Origin of the sequence: Penaeicola halotolerans (assembly GCF_016464625.1) — a bacterium.
Lineage (GTDB): Bacteria > Bacteroidota > Bacteroidia > Cytophagales > Cyclobacteriaceae > Penaeicola > Penaeicola halotolerans.
Map to the genome: position 1 here is coordinate 462,487 of NZ_JAEAGO010000002.1, position 17,744 is coordinate 480,230.

Genomic DNA, 17,744 nt, shown 5'->3' on the forward strand with positions numbered 1-17,744 from the left:
GGGGAAGCATCATCAGGCTTCCCTTTACTAGCTCAATACAATTTGAATGAATAAAAAGCTCAAAAAAACGCTCACTAAGGTCATATTGGTGACTCACCAATACACTGGCTTTTTCTTTTCATTACTTTTTTTGATTTGGTTTTTATCGGGCTTTGTCTTGATGTATAAGGATTTTCCTTATCTACAGGAAGACGAGAGATTATCGAAAATCAGCCCATTGTCCGTTCAGCAGGTTTTGGCGCCTCAGTATGTGGTGCCTGCTGAGGACATAGGAAGTGTCGAATCTCTAAAGTTGCTCATGCTGAGAGATAGACCTATCTATCAATGGGAGGTAGATGGTGTACCCTATCAAGCCCATGCTGATGATGGCACTGAGGTCTCTAAAGTTAGCAAAGAAGAGGCTGAAGAGATAGTTCGTGCCTTTGATCAAAAGGACTATCAGGTAGCCCAAAATGAATCTTCGCTAGAGATGGATCAGTGGACGGTCAGGACACGGTTTGTTCCTTATTTACCTTTTCATAAGATCACTGTGGCAGACCATCAAGGCTTGACTTTCTATGTGTCCTCTCAGACGGGTGAGGTGATGCAGCGATTAGATAATGTGGACAAAATGTGGGCTTGGCTAGGTGCTATTCCGCATTGGATATACTTTAGAGACCTGAGGGTGGATACGCCTCTGTGGCGTGTGGTGGTGATATATCTATCGGGCTTTGGTATACTGATGAGTGTAAGTGGTCTGGTGATGGGAATCATCAGGCTCAAGTATCGTAAGAAACAGCCACTCAAATTTAGTCCTTACAAAAAGTTTTGGTTCAAATGGCATCACTATACAGGCTTTGTCTTTGGCTTGATTGTTTGCACTTGGATCATTTCGGGGTATTTCTCCATGAATCCGAGTAGCTGGAGTCCAAGCACTTCCTTGTCCTCTGAGGAAGCAGCTATTTGGAAAGGTGATCGTAGGAGCCTTTTTATGACTGACTCCTTGCTTGATTTGAGTCTTTTGTATAAAAAAGAGGTGCCTAAAGAAATCAAGTTTGATCATCTTGACGCTAGACCCATAGCCGTTGCTCAGTATGGTGACCGCTCTACTCAGTCGATGTATTTGGATAGTCTTCAGCTTTTTACCCTAGGAGAGCAAGAAGTGAGACAACTTATTCGAAAGTTTAATTCAAGCGAAGTCAAAGACATCAGCTTACTCAATCAATATGATGCTTACTACTACTCTAAATGGAATCGAAAGAACCTACCTGTTTGGAGAGTCAGCATGCAAGATGACCAACAGACCCTCTACTATATTGATCCTAACAAGGCAAGCGTGGAGATGAAGTATATCAAGCTTAACCGCTTCAGCAGGTGGATATATCAGGGGCTTCATAGTTTAGATTTTCCAGCACTTTTACAACGCAGACCGCTATGGGATATCGTAGTGATTATTTTGATGCTAGGTGGCACGGCTGTATCTATCACAGGAGTGGTTTTGACCTGGAAGTGGTTGAAAAGAAGCTTTAGGAAAGCTACTCGTTAGTTAATTCTCCGTTAAATGGATTCAAAGGACGCTTTAGGGCGTCTTTTTTGTGCTAGAGCATTTTTAATTAAAATTTTATTGATATTATTGAATACAGATTTCATTAAATACTTAGTGTTTTTAAGCATTGTTGATGAAAGCTTTTTGTATAGTTTAAAATGAGTTGAAATGACTGTGAAGAAAAGATTACTCAGATTTTTGAAGCGCTATTTTATAGGCTTGGCAGTGTTGTATGTAGGTGTTTTGGCAAGTGGATACTATTTGTGGGCCAAGATGGACGCCCATGTACTGAATGCACAAAAACCCAGCTTTGCTATATCCAATCATCTAGGCGGTCGGGATAAGATTACTGACTTTGAGGGGAAATATGTGCTGGTTGACTTTTGGTTTGCTGGCTGTAAACCTTGTATCAAAGAAATGCAGTATTTTCCTCAGCTTTTGGATAAATATGGAGATGAGTTGGTTATCATGAGCATTAGTGTTGATCCTCCTGAACTGTTTGATCACGTGCTCAATAGTCCCGACAGACCTTTCGACTTCATTGAGACCAATAGGGATAATTGGAGGTTTTATCGTGATTCTAAACTTACGGAAAGTTACGCCAAGGCTTATGAAGTAAGTGCCTATCCTACCTACCTTTTATACGATCCTTCAGGTGAATTAGTGGCTATTCCGATGAGTGGTGTATTAGCAGTAGAGAGCAAGCTTGGTGGGATATTTGACTTAGGACTATCATTACAGCTTTTTAAAGATATACTGGTTAAACTACCTATGGTATTGGTGCCCTATACCATGCTTGTGTTGCTTATTTTGGGTATTCAACTCATCATTTTCTTGATCAGAAAATATATCTTCAATAGCTCTACTACTTTAGTTTCTACTACTAAATCTTAATTCCTCTTCTATGAAGCATTATATTAAATTGTTATTCATCCTTTGTTTTTTCATTACAGTATCATGCTCAAGAAATGATGATAGAGCAAGTGTCAATCATCTAGACTTTACTAGTTTGAATAAGCTTGACGCTAGCTTTGATGACGTGTTAAATGATTTGAACATAATTGATTTGAAACTGCCTGACACTGTTTTTTTAGGTAAAATTGATAATGTAATATCAAACGATAATTTTTATATACTTCAAGATAGTGAATTTGCTAATGCTCTTTATTTTTTCAACAAAAAGGGGTATTTTGTTAATCAACTAAATAAAAAAGGTGACGGGCCCGAAGAGTATAGAGCTCTCTCCAATTTTGTTCTCATTAATGATACTATTAAAGTTTATGATAGAGCTTCAAGAAAAGTAGTCAAATATTTATTACCTGATCTTAAGTTTATTAGTTATAAAAACATTGACCATTACATTTTTGGGACTATATATGATGAAAATAAAGAATTTATTTTATCTATTAGTGATGAAGAAACATCAGATGTAGATTATTTAGGTATTATTATTCATGATAAAGATTTCAACATTTTAAAAAATTTCAGCAGAGCTCCTGCTATTATAGAGGCGAGTTTCACTGAAAATTTATTTATTCACGATAACAACTATTTTTATTCCGAGCCTTTTAACGAATTAATTTACAAAGTAGAAAAGGATACTCTTACCCCTTTATATAAAATTGATTTTGGTTCTTATAAACTTCCTGATGAGATTGTAAATATTTCAGATCCTGAAGAGTTTTATGATAGAATTCGTCTAGGAGAATATGCTTTTGCTATTCATCATGTAAATTTTACAAAGAATTCGCTAAGTTTTAATTTTTATCGAAATCTAGATTTTGACAACAAACTCTTGGGGATTTATAATATGAATACAGATAAAGGCGGTATTCTAAGAACTGAAAATATATTTCAAGAATATTTAGCTAATCCAATTTCTAAAAGTGGCAACCATTATTACACGATAGTTTATCCAAGTGAGAGCGAAACACTTGATGAATCACTTAAAGAGCGACTGAAAGTCAGTGCTCTAAACGATAAGCCGCTTTTGTTAGAATATAATTTTGAGTTAAAGAACTAAGTTATGGTGAAATTTAAAGTATTATTTTCAGTTTATTTTATGCTGTTGGCTTCGGTATTTGCTCAAGCCCAATCAAAGATCACTGTACGTTCTGAGGTAGATAAAAAGCCGATTCCATTTGCTTTGCTTGTAGAGAAGGAAGGTAAAAAGGGCCTAGTGGCGGATGAATCGGGTGTACTGAATATGCCTCAAGTAGCCTTAGAGGCAGGCAATACTATTATCATTTCAGCGACTGGCTATCAAGAGTTGGAGATCAAAAGCGAGGCTTTGGCTCAGTTAAAGGAAGTCTTTTTGCAGCCTAAGACTTTTGAACTGGACGAGTTTACCATCACTTCTTCGAACCTTGAGCCTGTTATGCTGGGAGATACTTTATGGCCAATATATAGATCAGAAAAGGGAATTCAGTCAGGCGATAAAGATGAAGATGCGCGTTTTGGGGGTTACCTTAATTTGAAAGACAACAAGGACAGGCTATTTTCTAATGTGTGGATTTATTTTCATAATGTTGACCTAGAAGATCCCACTAAGTTCAGGATTAGATGGTTGGTCTCCAATGAGGTAAGAAGGCCCAAACCCGCCAAGATTTATAAGAATGACCAATTCTTTGACGTGCAAAACGTAACGACTGTCTATCAAGTGAAAAATGAAGGTTGGAATAGTTTTGACTTAAGTAAGGATGAAATTGTGATTCCTAAAAACTACAAAGGGGTCTTTATGATCATTGATAAGTTGCCAGACGTCTATGGCGAGATAGACAGTACTATTATCCCTTTTCAGGATAGAGGAAAGAAGCAAATAGAGCCTGCGATCTTTAGTTCATGGGGCTTAACTGCATTGGATGATCCTTATAGTCAAGCTTTAGGTATCGCTATAGAGTATCTGCGTTGATAGTTTTTTGATTTTATCACAGCTTGGATTAATTTGAGTGATGTATCAAATATGAGGTTGATGAGCAAACGGTTTGGGCTATTGATACTTTTGATCTTTAGTGGGCAATGCTTATTTGCTCAGCGCTACCTGTCTTTGAGTGCAGGTCCAGGGAATACTTTGGCCCATCATGAGGAGATCAATGCGATCAAAGGCAATCCCTTTATCATGCGCTTGGACTATGCAGCAAAATTGCAAGGCAGGGCCTATCATGAGCGTTTGGGTAATCCACTTTCTGGCTTAAGCCTGACCTTTATTGATCATGGAGATCCTAGTACGGGTCGTTCTTATGCACTGAGTACCTTTTTGCAGCCCACGATTATCTCTGGTAAAAGGCATGCCCTTTCAGGCAGGATGTCTGTTGGAGCTGCTTATATCGAAAAGCCTTTTGACGAAGCTAGAAATCCTTTACAGTTCGCTATCGGGTCGCATCTCAACTTCTTCGTAGAAACCCACTTGGTCTATGAGGCTAAGCTATCCGAGCGCTGGGGTATGCATCTACAGGGAGGTATCCTGCATCTAAGCAATGCCGCTGCCAGACAGCCCAATGCAGGTCTCAATATCCTGACGGCTAGTGTTGGTACAACTTATCAATTGTCCTCTGAGGGGAAGCCTGCCTTAGCTTTTCTCAATCGCAAAGACTTGATCACGGAAACCAAGACTTGGCAGCACTTTTTAGATGTATCTATCGGGATGAAAACGGTGAATAGACTGGGCGATAGCCTGTATCGAGCGATCGGTGCGAGCTACAATGCGCAGTATCGCTATGGTGTCTTGAGTTCTTTGCTCGTAGGCTTAGATGTAGACTACAATGAAGGTTATATCGCAGAGCGTGCTTATCTGAATATTCAGCGAGGAGAGGGCAATGAAGTACCATTTAAAGAAGTTCGCTGGGCAATGCTACTCGGTCATGAGTTTCACCTCAACCGCGTCAGTCTGGTGATGCAAATGGGACGTTATATCGTTTTACCATTCAATGCCCATAGCCGTTATTTTCAGCGATATGGTTTGCGGTATTATCCAAGTGATAAGCTTTACGTATCAGCTACCCTACGTACGCATGCTGCCAAGGCAGATTATATGGAGTGGAGTATAGGCTATCGCTTATTTAAAAAATCAAAAGCCACCCAAAACTAGGTGGCTCTCATATTACTGCTGATTCTTTTTAGTCCAGACCAAAGAGGCCTTTGTTTAGGCTTTTGAGAGCATCTACTTTGTATTTGGAGTCTACAAGTAGCGAAACATTGTGTTTGCTCCCTCCATAGGAAACCATACGAAGAGGGATCTCTACCATAGCATCCATGATATTTTTGATCACGCCTTTGCTTTCGGCTACCAAGTTGCCTACGATACAGATGATGCTTTGATTTTCATCAACTTCTGCGGTACCGTATTTTTTGAGTTCTTCGAGGATCTGAGGCAAATAAGTGCGGTCATCGATGGTCACTGATACAGCTACTTCAGAGGTAGTGATCATATCGATAGGCGTTTTGTATTTTTCAAAAATCTCAAAGACTTGTCTCAAGAAACCATAAGCTAGTAGCATTCTGCTAGACTTGATCTTGATGGCGATGATTCCATCCTTAGCCGCGATGGCTTCTACGCCTGCTCCTTGCTCTTCAGCTGTGATGGTCGTTCCTGCCGCTTCTGGTTGCATGGTGTTGAGTAGTTTCACTGGGATATTGTGCAACTGTGCTGGCCAGATAGAGGCTGGGTGTAGGATCTTAGCACCAAAGTAGGCTAGCTCAGCAGCTTCCTCGAATGATAAATGTGCGATCGGTCTTGTCTGCTTAACCACTCGAGGATCATTGTTGTGCATGCCATCGATGTCTGTCCAGATCTCGATCACGGAAGCTTTGATCGCTGCTCCGATGAGAGAGGCAGAGTAGTCACTGCCCCCTCTTTTGAGATTGTCTACTTCATTGCGGCTGTTCTTGCAGATGTAGCCTTGTGTGATGAAGAGCGTGTCTTGAGGATATTTAGCCAAAAGGGCTGTCAGGCGTTCTCCGATTTTGCCTAGTTCTGGCTCATTGTTTTCATCGATTGACATGAAGTCGAGCGCTTGCAATAAGACTGACTTGATCCCAGCTTCTTTGCAGTAGATGTGGAAGAGTTTGGTAGACATGAGTTCTCCCTGCGCGAGGATGTCACGGTTGATCGCCTCATTGAAAGAAATCTTGAGGATGATATTGAGAAACTCAAAATGCTCATCAATGATCTGGTGTGCTTCAGCTCGGTAACTATCAGATTGTAGTAAATCTTGGATGAAAGTTTTGTAGTGCGCGTGTAGCTGATCGATGATGGCTTTAGCTTCTGTTTTTTGACCTGCTGCTAGGCTTTCACCGATTTGAACGAGTGTATTGGTAGTTCCTGATAGGGCAGATAGCACGACTATTTTAGCTTGTGCATCTGCGGTCACGAGCTTGGCTACTTGGTGCATGCGCTGAGGCTGACCCACTGAGGTGCCTCCAAATTTCATGATTCTCACTTGAGTGCTGATTAAATAGGTTTTTGAATGAATTAGAATCCGAGCATTTTGATGGCAGTGATGGCTGCTTCATCTCCTTTGTTGCCATGCTTTCCTCCTGCTCTGTCGAGGGCTTGCTGCTGTGTATTGGGCGTGAGGACTCCAAAGATCACGGGCTTGTTGTACTTCAAGCTCACGTTAGTGATCCCATGGGCTACGGCATCACAGATAAAGTCAAAGTGACGCGTTTCTCCTTGGATCACGCAGCCTAGACAGATGACAGCATCGATTTCTTCTTTTTGAGCCATCCACTGTGCAGCTAGGGTGAGTTCAAAGCTGCCTGGGACATTTTTGCGGATGATATTTTCGCGTGTAGCCCCATTTTTTACGAGGGTTTCATAAGCACCACTGTAGAGGGCTTCGGTCACACTGTCGTTCCACTCGGAGACGATGACTGCAAATTTTTTGTCAGCGATGGCTGTGATATTTTTATCACTGTGCTGGCTGAGGTTTTTTAGATGAGTTGCCATGATAGATAGATGTCTCTTAGGTATAAAAAAAGAGTAAGACCCACATCGGTCTTACTCTTCTTCGTAAAAACTTATATAGCAAGCTTTACTTAGAGGCAAGACCTTCTAAGCGCGCTTTATGCTTTCGTGCTGTAGTAAATTCAGCTGATTCGCTGTATTTAGTGATGATCTCATCATAGGCTGAGATGGCTGCTGCATTGTTGCCTGCAGCTTCTTCTGCTACTGCTATTTTGATCAAATAGCGTGGAGATGTGTACTTATTCGTATTGTTGTCCAAGGCTCTGTTGTAGTATTTCACTGCCTCAGAAGTATTGCCCAACTCCATGTGTGCATCACCGATGAGTGAAAGTGCTCTGGCTTGTACTAAGTAGTCGTCTGAAGAAAATGACTGTAAGTGATCAAGTGCCTTTTCAAACTCACCCTCTCTCATGTAGATGATACCAGTGTAGTAGTGTGCTAGGTTCGCAGCTTCTGTTCCGCTGTACTCTTCGATGATTTGAAGGAAACCTTTCTGTGCTCCTAGGTCTTCGATCGTTTGGAAAAGCTCTTCACGGTTGGTTTCCCAAAGTTGTGCTGTGTTGTACTCAGCTGGATCTAGGCTACCATATAATGCTTGGTCAAAGGCATCTTCTTCAAAGAAATAAACTGCTTGAAAGATCTCATTTTGAGCCTTTGTATTTTGGTTGCTGATGTAGTAATTGTATCCTACGATACCACCCACTACCGCGAATATCAAGACAAATACTCCTATAACGAGCGCAGAATTTTTCTTTAAGAAATCTTCTCCTTTGGATAGTTCCTGAGCGATTACATCAGGGTTTTCCATGAATTCCGCACCTGTTTTTCCTTTTTTAGTTTGCTTTGTAGCCATTTTTTCAAAATTTCGAACGCAAATATATCAAATTTATCGAATCTCCAAATCTTGGATTACTCCATGATGTAAGGATAGTCCTCTTGGTAGTAATTGTCCTTGAAGATTTCTTCAGGATCTGGCCAAGGAGACTCTTCGGCAAATTGTACCGCGTCATTTACTTGTTGTTTTACTTTGTCATTGATCGCTTCGATTTCTTCTTCTGTAGCGATTTTATTGTCCATGATGGTCTTGAGTACCATTTCGATTGGATCTTTCTTTTTGTACTCGTCTACTTCCTCTCTAGATCTGTATTTCTGAGGGTCAGACATTGAGTGACCTTTGAATCTGTATGTTCTAAACTCTAGCAGAGTAGGACCATCCCCTTTTCTAGCGCGCTCAGCTGCTTCGGCTACTGCCTCATGCACTGCTTCTACGCTCATCCCGTCTACTGGGAATGAAGGCATGTCGTAAGACTCACCTATGGTGTATAGTTCCGTCACGTTAGATGATCTGCCTACAGCAGTACCCATGGCGTAACCATTATTTTCAATGACGAAGATCACAGGCAGCTTATATAGCATGGCCATGTTGAAGGCTTCGTGTACGGCACCTTGTCTGACAGCACCATCACCCATGTGACAGATGCAAAGATTTTTAGTGCCATTGTATTGTTCTGCAAAGGCGATACCTGCACCCATAGGGACTTGCGCCCCTACGATACCGTGTCCACCGATGAAGTTGACGTTCTTATCAAATATGTGCATCGAGCCGCCCTTACCTTTGGTGGTACCAGTAGCTTTACCATACAGTTCCGCCATGACTGCTCCAGGATCAGTACCTAGTCCTAGTGGGTGTGCGTGATCTCTATAGGCTGTGATCCACTTGTCATCCTTTTCCAAAGCTGTGATCGCTCCAGAAGCACAAGCTTCCTGTCCGATATAGAGGTGGCAAAAGCCTCTGATCTTTTGCTGACCATATAACTGGCCTGCCTTTTCTTCAAACTTCCTCATGAGTAGCATGCTCTCATACCAGTACATGTAGGTTTCTTTTGAATATTTAGCTTTAGATTTTACTTTTGTCGAAGTCTTCTCTTTACTAGTCGCCATATCTTTTGTAATATTCTTTATTTCAAAGCCAAGCGCCAAATATAGGCAAATCAGCTCGATAAAATCACTTTAACGCTGCGAAATTAGTCAAAAAGGCCTAACAAAGAAACTTATGCACCTCGAAAATATCAGTTTGACTCATTTCAAAAATTACGCGTCTCAGGAGGTAGCATTTTCACCACAGATCAACTGTTTCGTAGGGCCAAATGGCAGCGGGAAGACCAATCTGCTGGATGCCATCTACTACTTGTGTTTGACCAAGAGTGCCTTCAATGCAGTAGACATGCAAAATATCCAGCACGAGGCTGATTTTTTTACCATCCGATCAAGTGCTGTGAAAGCAGATAAATCGTATAAGCTAGCCTGTATACAAGAGCAGGGCAAAAAGAAACAAGTCAGTAACAATGGCAAAGCCTATGACAGAGTTAGTGAGCATATTGGGGAGTTTCCCTGTGTGCTCATTGCTCCAGATGATACGCAGCTCATCAAAGAAGGTAGTGAAGAGAGGCGTAAGTTCTTTGATGGAATCCTATCGCAATTGGATAGAGTTTATTTGGATCAGTTGATGCAGTACGGGCACTACTTGAAGCAGCGCAACGCCCTGCTGAAGCAATTTGCGGAGCGACAGTATATCGAACAAGACCTCTTGGACTCTTATAATTCGCAACTTTTTAGACTGGGACGATTGATCTATGAGAGGCGAAGGGAGTTTATTTTATCCTTCATCCCAATCTTTGAAAAGCACTATGCCATGCTCTCTGATGACAAAGAGCAAGTTGGTGTACGCTATGAATCAGACGTGGCTGCTGCTGATTTTGAACAGGCGTTTAGGCAGAGTCAGCGCAAGGACTTGATCTTGAAGCGGACGACTATGGGCGTGCACAAAGATGAATTTGTCTTTGAGATCGATGGCTTTCCCATCAAGAAGTTTGGATCTCAGGGACAGCAAAAGTCCTTTTTGATTGCTTTGAAACTGGCTCAATTTGAGATATTGGCTGCTGAGAAGGGAACGAAGCCCTTGCTACTGCTAGATGATATCTTTGATAAGCTGGATGATCAGCGCATTGCTAAGCTACTGGAATTGGTGGCAGCACAGACTTTTGGGCAGATCTTCGTGACAGATGCGAGGCCAGAGCGGTCTAGAGAAATACTGGCTAGCATCGAGGCCGAGGTTCGGTTTTTTGAGATTCAATCGGGTAGGGTAGCACTTATCAATTAATTTTTGAGACTTATTATTTTGTTGAATATTTCTCCTGATTTTGGCTTCAATATTTAAACAGAATTTCCTTAAATTAAGCGAAATTGCAAATTATGGACATCAAGGGTATCGTGGGAATAGGTGCCTCTGCAGGGGGATTAGAGCCTTTGGAGACATTTTTTAGTCATGTACCCCAAGGTTCAGGATTGGCTTTTATCGTGATACAGCATTTGGCGCCTCATCATAAAAGTATGATGAATGAATTGCTTAGTCGCTATACTACGCTGAAGATCAGTGTGATCACTGATGGGATGAGCATAGCGCCAGATCATATCTATCTCAATCCACCTCAGAAGTTTGTCTACATTACTAAGCAGCAGACCTTTCGATTGATAGATAAGCAAGACAAGGCACTGAGCTTTCCAATCAATTCATTTTTTATTTCTCTGGCAGATCAATTTTCTGCTAAGGCCACTGCGGTTATTCTATCAGGTACTGGAAGTGATGGCTCTGAAGGCATCAAGCGGATCAAGGAAAATGGAGGTTTAGTCGTAGTCCAAAGCCCAGAGGATGCCAAGTTTGACGGGATGCCTAAGAATGCAGTATTTACAGGAACGGCTGATCTGATCCTCCCAGTGCTGGAAATACCTCAGCGAATCATCGATTACTATCAAGGTCTCCCTATCCTGTCAGAAGAAGGCGATGAGCAAAGCATCGAATCAGAGCACATACATAAGATATTAGGAGTTCTCTATACTACTTCAGGGATTGATTTTATTGGTTATAAGGTCTCTACGATCTACCGAAGGATACAGCGCAGGATGTCCATATTAGGTATCAAGCGTTGGAAAGACTACATCACATTGCTCAAGGAGTCCTTTGATGAAGCGCAGATTCTGACCAAAGATTTATTGATAGGAGTGACGAAATTTTTTAGGGATGCGGATGCCTTTGAAGCGATCAGAGATCAAGTATTACCGGAGATATTGGCTGGTAAAAATAAGCCTGATGATGCACTCAGGGTATGGATTCCTGCTTGTTCTACTGGTGAAGAGGCCTACTCAATTGCGATGCTGATCAAAGATTTTTTGATAGAGCACAAGCTTTCTCTTCAAGTATCCATCTTTGCTACCGATTTAGATCGAGAGGCTATCAAAACAGCAGGGAATAGGGTTTTTCCTGATAGTATCATTCATGAGGTGCCTGAGCATATTTTAAAACGCTTTTTTGTGCCGGTTGCTGGAGGCTTTAAGGTGACCAAGGAGATCAGAGAGATGATCGTATTTTCTGTGCATAATATCCTCAGCGATCCACCTTTTTCTAGGATAGACTTAGTCTCTTGTCGTAATTTCCTCATCTACCTGAAGCCAGAGCTACAGCAGCGGGTTTTTTCCTATTTCAGATATACTTTGGTGGATGGAGGCTTTCTCTTTTTGGGAGCTAGCGAGTCTTTAGGTGCTTCTCAAGATTACTTCACAGAAGTTGACAAGAAGTGGAAAATCTATCGTAACAAAAAAAGTTTGCCACTGGCAGAAACACCTTCACTCAAATATCCAAAGATCACCCCTATCAGCACTGATAGCTCGGGAGGTGGCCTCAAAAAATATAAAGAAGCCAATCAAAGACAATTGATAGAGCAGATCAATAAACAGCTGATACAGAAATTTGTCCCACTATCGGTGATCTGTGATGATACGGGTAAGATCATCCATACAACGGGGAATGTTTTTGAGTTTTTGAAAATCGCTCCAGGTGAAGTCAGTCTCAACCTGATCGGTATGCTGCCAAAGGAGCTTTCTTTGACATTTGATGTAGCGATGACCAAAGTTTGGGCTACAGGCCTGAGCTTGAATATAGATCATGTACATATCCATCATCATAGAAGTTATCATTTTTCCGTGAGGCTTTCACTCATTGAGTTGGATGAAGTGGGCAAAATGATCATTGTGCTGTTTGAAGAGCGCTTAGACGATGATAGCAAAGAAACCAATACTGTCACTCAGTCTATAGATCTGAGCAAGGATGCTCAAGAGAAACTTCACGCACTGGAACGCGAGATTCGTGTCACCAAAGAAAATCTCCAAACGACCATTGAAGAGTTAGAATCCAGCAATGAAGAGTTGCAAGCAGCCAACGAAGAACTCCAAAGCTCCAATGAGGAGTTAGAATCTGTCAATGAAGAACTCTACACTGTCAACTCGGAGTTTCAAGAAAAAGTCCAAGAACTCTCCGTAGTCAATGATGATCTCAATAACTTGATCAATAGCACTGATATCTCCATGCTATTTTTGGATGAGGACTTGATGATCAGAAAGTACACCCGCTCTATGCAGGGTATCTTGAGTATCAAAAAGCAAGATATCGGAAGGCATATTAGTGACTTGAAAGAGCATCTGAAGATCGATAATTTTCTAGGAAAAATCGAAGAGGTACTGCGTACCTTGATCTCCTCTGAGGAGGTAGTGGAGGACTTTTCAGATAAAAAGTATTTGCTCAAAATCAACCCTTTCAGAACAGGAAAAAATGAGATCAAAGGAGTGGTCTTATCACTTTTAGATATCTCTCAGCTAGAACTGACTAAAGATAAACTTTCTCAATCAGAATCTAATTTGTTTGCTGCCAAACAACGTATCGCAGAGCAAGAAGATCTCTTCAAAATGATTGCCCTGCATTCAAGTGACTTCATCGGAGTACATGATGTGGATGGTCGTTTCGAATATGTTTCTCCAAGCTGTAAAGAGTTGACGGGTTACACGCCTGAGGAGTTGATCGGTAGAGATCCTTATGATTTTTTCTACCCTAAAGACCGCGAGCGTATCCGAGAGATGAGTCATCAGCCGGTAGCTAAGCAGAAGCAGAACACTGCCATAGAATATCGCTACGTGACTAAGTCGGGGGATTTGAAGTGGTTTGAGACGACTTCTAGTGCGATCACTAATGAGTCGGGTGAAATCGTCAAAATACTTACCGCTACCCGAGATATAACGAAGGGTAAAACCTACGAAAGAGAGTTAGCGCTACTTTCTCTGATCGCTACAGAGACAGCCAACGCGATCATCATCACAGATATCAAAGGTCAGATCACTTGGGTTAATCAAGGATTTGTGAAATCAACGGGTTATACCTTAAACGAAGTCAAAGGCAAAAAGCCTGGTCAAATACTCCAAGGAGAGGAGACTGAGCTAGACAAGGTCCAAGAGATGAGCGAGGCGATCAAAGCAGTGAGGCCATTTGATGTAGAGCTGTTTAATTATAAAAAGAATGGTGAGAAGTTTTTAAGCAAGATAGTTTGTCAGCCATACAATGGAGAAGATGGTACGCCAGATGGCTTCTTTGCTATACAGACAGATATCACGCTAGAGCGTCAGTATCAGTTTGAGATAGAAAAGGTTAATACGCAACTCGAGCAGCAAAATCAGAAGCTGGCTATGATCAATAATGAGTTGAAGGACTTCGCGCACATCACCTCTCATGATCTCAAGGAGCCCGTCAGGAGCATTACCTCTCTGCTAGACATCATCTTAGAAGATCACCACGAAAAGCTCGATCAAGAGGCCATGGAGATGCTCAAGCTGGCGATACAGTCAGGAAAGGGGATGATCAAGATGATCAATAACCTGCTCGAATACTCCAAGACGGGTCAAAGTGACGAGCCACTCACTGAAGTAAATCTCCAACTAGTCGCTCAAGAGTCTGTGAAACGACTCAAGAGCCAAATTAGCTCAAATCATGTCACAGTACACGTGGAAAATCTAACACATGATGTGAAGGGCTATGAGGGATTGCTTGTTAGGCTTTTTCAAAATCTGATCAGCAATGCTATCAAATACAAAAAGACAAATGTCTCCCCAGAACTTTATCTCAAGAGCGAGATAGAAGATCAGTACGTCAAAGTAACTGTCACAGATAATGGGATAGGTATTGCCCAAAAGAACATCCCTAAGATCTTCAAGTTATTTACCAGAGTAGGGAGGTATGAGCATGTAGATGGCTCAGGCATTGGCCTTTCTATTTGCAAAAAAATCATGGATCGACACGCTGGAGAGATTTCGGTCAGCTCAGCACTAGACAAAGGCACCACTTTCACTCTTAAATTTCCCCAAGCCATATGAGTCATATCCAGTTAATCATGATCGATGACAGTTCGATAGATACTCTCCTAGTGACGCAAGCGATCAAACGATTAGAGATAAAAGTTGATTTACTGGTCTTTCAAGAACCACAAAAAGGGCTTGACTATCTGCTCAGTACAGAGCGAGATGAGACCATTTCATATATTGTGCTTCTGGACTTAAATATGCCGGACATGGACGGCTTTGAGTTGCTCACCAGTTTGCGGGCATCTCACGTTCCTGCTAGTCATATTAAGGTATTGATATTCAGCACGAGTAACTATCATAATGACGTTGAAAAAGCCTATAAGTTGGGAGCAAACGCTTATTTGGTCAAACCTGTAGAAAATAAACATTACACAGAAATATTACAGGCAGTCATTGATTTTTGGTCAAAATCGATGTAAATTATGCAATAGAACAATCCCCAAACCTGCAAGCCTATGACCATTCATATATTAGAGGATAGCGCGCTTGAGTATATGATACTTTCCAAAAAACTTCTCAAAGGAGGTTACGAACCGCAACAACTCATTCAGTATAAATGGCTCAGAGATTTGCTCAAAGCTTCCGTATCAGTTGGAGACATCATCTTATCAGACCTTCATGTGCCTGATTCTAATGGAATAGAGACTGTTTATAAAATCAAGGAGCACTTTCCTGACAATCGTGTCATAGCGCATACAGGGAGCTTGTTACAAGAATTTTCAGATCAAGATAGAGCTCGTTTTGAGTTTTTGATCAAGGGCGAATACGAGACTGCTGATTTAGTGAAGTTTTTAAATAATGGTAGAAGTCACTAGCGCGATCATGCCTTAGTTTTGAGTGCTGATACTTATTGATTTTAGCTTTTACATCATCACTTGTGTTTTCCTTCTTGATTTTTCAAAAAAAGAACGTATTTTCATTGAACAGATTTTGGCTTGAAGGATGAACGAATTTGAGCCGAGACACCTTCTTATACTTTAACAAACATCCCAAACTTATGCAAACGACCACACTCGACACACAACAAGCGGAAAAGATCCAAGCACAAATCGCTGAGCTAAAAGAAAAGCTCACTGGCGATATGTTTAGTGATATGGAGATCAGAGATCAAATTCATAACCTAGAGATGGTTTTGAAGGGAACTAAGCCATCAAGCTCTGAATTTGAATGTGTAGGCTGCGGTAGCTGATGAGCCTTCGGTATTTTTTGATCTATAAGCCCTTCAACACAGTCACACAGTTTAGTGGTGAGCCACCTACGCTAAAGGAACTAGCTGATTTTCCTCCTGATGTGTATCCTGTGGGTAGGCTGGATAAGGATAGTGAGGGACTGTTGCTCATCACCAATGATAAGCAGCTTAATCATGCCCTGCTCAATCCTAGGTTTAGGCATGAAAAGACCTACTATGCTCAAGTGGAGGGCATTCCTGATGCAGAGGCGATCAGGCAGCTAGAGGCAGGCGTCACGATCACAGTAGATGGTAAGCCTTACCAAACGCTTCCTGCTACTGTACGCTTATTGGCAGAGGAGCCTGAATTGCCACCAAGAAATCCACCGATACGGTATCGCGCACAAATACCGACTGCTTGGCTAGAGATCAAAATCGTGGAGGGCAAAAACCGACAAGTGAGAAAAATGACTGCCGCTGTGGGCTATCCTACCTTGAGATTGGTTCGATGGCAGTTTGAAGGGCTGACTGCTGCTGGATTTGATAGTGGAGCGGTGCGCGAGCTTAGTCAGCAGGAAGTATATACCGCTTGTCGCATTCCTGCACGGTCTGAAGAGATTAGTTCAAAGCCGAGATTTAGCCAACAAAAGAAGCAGTTTCCTAAATTGAAGTCCAAAAAATAATGGCTGTTCCAAATTGAATTTATATTTTTAGAACCAATTAGGTTAAGTATTATGGAAAATGACAATATAGCAGCTGTAAAAGGCATTCATCAAGAGAAGATCAAGCAAGTCATAGAAGAAGTCAAAAAGGTGGTAGTGGGTCAAGACTATATGGTCAATAGGCTACTTATTGGACTGTTTACCAATGGTCACATCCTCTTAGAGGGTGTTCCGGGACTTGCCAAAACACTTACGGTCAATACTTTAGCGCAAGTGCTTCACTTAGACTTTAAGCGTATCCAGTTTACCCCTGATCTATTACCTGCGGATCTCGTGGGTACGATGATTTACAATCAGCAAACGAGTAATTTTGAGGTCAAGAAAGGGCCCATTTTTTCCAATATCATCCTAGCAGATGAGGTGAACAGATCCCCTGCTAAAGTGCAGTCAGCTCTCCTAGAGGCTATGCAAGAAAAGCAAGTGACTATCGGAGATCATACTTATCAGTTAGACAGACCTTTCCTCGTTTTGGCTACTCAAAACCCAGTAGACCAAGAAGGAACCTATCCGCTACCAGAAGCGCAAGTGGATAGATTTATGCTCAAAGTGCACATCGACTATCCTAAAAAGCAAGATGAATTAGAGGTTATGCGTAGGATGTCCAATATGCAGTTTAAGGCGGAGATCAATCCTGTACTGACCAAAGAGGACATCTTTGCGATCAGAGATGAGATCAACCAAGTCAAGATAGCCGAGTCACTAGAGCAGTATATTATTGAGTTGGTATTTGCTACGAGAAATCCAGCGGCTTATGGACTCAAAGAGGAGGCGAAGTATATTCAGTTTGGTGTGTCACCTAGGGCAAGTATTAACTTGAATTTGGCCGCTAGAGCCATTGCTTACTTTGAAGGAAGAGACTATGTCTTGCCAGATGATATCAAAGCGATAGCTGATGATGTACTAAATCACCGTATCATTCTCAACTATGAAGCAGAAGCTGATGGGGTCACTACGCATGACATCATCGCTAAGATTTTGAGCAAAATTCCTATTAACAAATAGGTAACACGCGTAAAAAACGATCAGAAAGCCCGAAAGGGCTTTTTTTGTATCCTTTCATTTTTTGACCTAGCTGAGGCTTAACAGCAAATTAACAAAGTCCATTGCTAATTAATGATTAATTAA

At 41.5% G+C, this 17,744-nt stretch carries 16 protein-coding genes; 12 read left to right on the forward strand and 4 right to left on the reverse strand.

Features of this window, described 5'->3' with window-relative positions; all coding sequences use genetic code 11:
• The first annotated feature begins 46 nt into the window (after positions 1 to 46).
• From I5349_RS06270 to I5349_RS06290, 5 genes are all read left to right on the forward strand, one after another.
• On the forward strand, positions 47 to 1,525 hold the full coding sequence (locus I5349_RS06270; protein WP_226389890.1) for a PepSY domain-containing protein: 1,479 nt from the start codon (positions 47 to 49) through the stop codon (positions 1,523 to 1,525).
• 168 nt (positions 1,526 to 1,693) lie between these two features.
• Positions 1,694 to 2,419 carry a TlpA family protein disulfide reductase gene (locus tag I5349_RS06275; RefSeq protein WP_226389891.1) on the forward strand — a complete coding sequence of 242 codons (726 nt, stop codon included), beginning with the start codon at positions 1,694 to 1,696 and terminating at the stop codon, positions 2,417 to 2,419.
• A 115-nt stretch (positions 2,420 to 2,534) separates the two neighbouring features.
• A complete protein-coding gene (locus I5349_RS06280; RefSeq protein ID WP_226389892.1) occupies positions 2,535 to 3,548 on the forward strand; it encodes a DUF4934 domain-containing protein in 1,014 nt (337 codons plus the stop codon).
• Between the two features lie 3 nt (positions 3,549 to 3,551).
• Positions 3,552 to 4,436, forward strand: a complete 885-nt coding sequence (locus tag I5349_RS06285; RefSeq protein ID WP_226389893.1) for a peptidase associated/transthyretin-like domain-containing protein — start codon at positions 3,552 to 3,554, stop codon at positions 4,434 to 4,436.
• 60 nt (positions 4,437 to 4,496) lie between these two features.
• Positions 4,497 to 5,612 carry an acyloxyacyl hydrolase gene (locus I5349_RS06290; protein ID WP_226389894.1) on the forward strand — a complete coding sequence of 372 codons (1,116 nt, stop codon included), beginning with the start codon at positions 4,497 to 4,499 and terminating at the stop codon, positions 5,610 to 5,612.
• A gap of 28 nt (positions 5,613 to 5,640) precedes the next feature.
• Here I5349_RS06290 and I5349_RS06295 read toward each other — a convergent pair whose 3' ends face one another.
• From I5349_RS06295 to pdhA, 4 genes are all read right to left on the reverse strand, one after another.
• Positions 5,641 to 6,963: an aspartate kinase gene (locus tag I5349_RS06295; RefSeq protein ID WP_226389895.1), complete on the reverse strand. Its 1,323-nt coding sequence runs from the start codon at positions 6,961 to 6,963 to the stop codon at positions 5,641 to 5,643.
• 32 nt (positions 6,964 to 6,995) lie between these two features.
• Entirely contained in the window at positions 6,996 to 7,472 is a 477-nt protein-coding gene (gene ribH, locus I5349_RS06300) for a 6,7-dimethyl-8-ribityllumazine synthase (protein ID WP_226389896.1), read from the reverse strand.
• 85 nt (positions 7,473 to 7,557) lie between these two features.
• Positions 7,558 to 8,343, reverse strand: a complete 786-nt coding sequence (locus I5349_RS06305) for a tetratricopeptide repeat protein (RefSeq protein ID WP_226389897.1) — start codon at positions 8,341 to 8,343, stop codon at positions 7,558 to 7,560.
• Positions 8,344 to 8,399: 56 nt separating this feature from the next.
• A complete protein-coding gene (gene pdhA / locus I5349_RS06310; RefSeq protein ID WP_226389898.1) occupies positions 8,400 to 9,431 on the reverse strand; it encodes a pyruvate dehydrogenase (acetyl-transferring) E1 component subunit alpha in 1,032 nt (343 codons plus the stop codon).
• Positions 9,432 to 9,543: 112 nt separating this feature from the next.
• On the opposite strand from pdhA, the gene recF reads away from it, so the two are divergent.
• From recF to I5349_RS06345, 7 genes are all read left to right on the forward strand, one after another.
• Positions 9,544 to 10,650, forward strand: coding sequence for a DNA replication/repair protein RecF (recF, locus tag I5349_RS06315; RefSeq protein ID WP_226389899.1), 1,107 nt, complete (start codon positions 9,544 to 9,546; stop codon positions 10,648 to 10,650).
• A 92-nt stretch (positions 10,651 to 10,742) separates the two neighbouring features.
• Entirely contained in the window at positions 10,743 to 14,741 is a 3,999-nt protein-coding gene (locus I5349_RS06320; RefSeq protein ID WP_226389900.1) for a CheR family methyltransferase, read from the forward strand.
• Positions 14,738 to 15,148 carry a response regulator gene (locus I5349_RS06325; RefSeq protein WP_226389901.1) on the forward strand — a complete coding sequence of 137 codons (411 nt, stop codon included), beginning with the start codon at positions 14,738 to 14,740 and terminating at the stop codon, positions 15,146 to 15,148. Before I5349_RS06320 ends, I5349_RS06325 begins: the two co-directional genes overlap by 4 nt.
• A 36-nt stretch (positions 15,149 to 15,184) precedes the next feature.
• Positions 15,185 to 15,544, forward strand: coding sequence for a response regulator (locus I5349_RS06330; protein WP_226389902.1), 360 nt, complete (start codon positions 15,185 to 15,187; stop codon positions 15,542 to 15,544).
• Positions 15,545 to 15,726: 182 nt separating this feature from the next.
• Complete coding sequence (locus tag I5349_RS06335) at positions 15,727 to 15,918, forward strand: hypothetical protein (RefSeq protein WP_226389903.1); 192 nt, start codon at positions 15,727 to 15,729, stop codon at positions 15,916 to 15,918.
• On the forward strand, positions 15,918 to 16,580 hold the full coding sequence (locus I5349_RS06340; RefSeq protein WP_226389904.1) for a pseudouridine synthase: 663 nt from the start codon (positions 15,918 to 15,920) through the stop codon (positions 16,578 to 16,580). The genes I5349_RS06335 and I5349_RS06340 overlap by 1 nt, the downstream gene beginning before the upstream one ends.
• An 84-nt stretch (positions 16,581 to 16,664) precedes the next feature.
• On the forward strand, positions 16,665 to 17,621 hold the full coding sequence (locus I5349_RS06345; protein WP_226390152.1) for an AAA family ATPase: 957 nt from the start codon (positions 16,665 to 16,667) through the stop codon (positions 17,619 to 17,621).
• Positions 17,622 to 17,744: the final 123 nt, after the last annotated feature.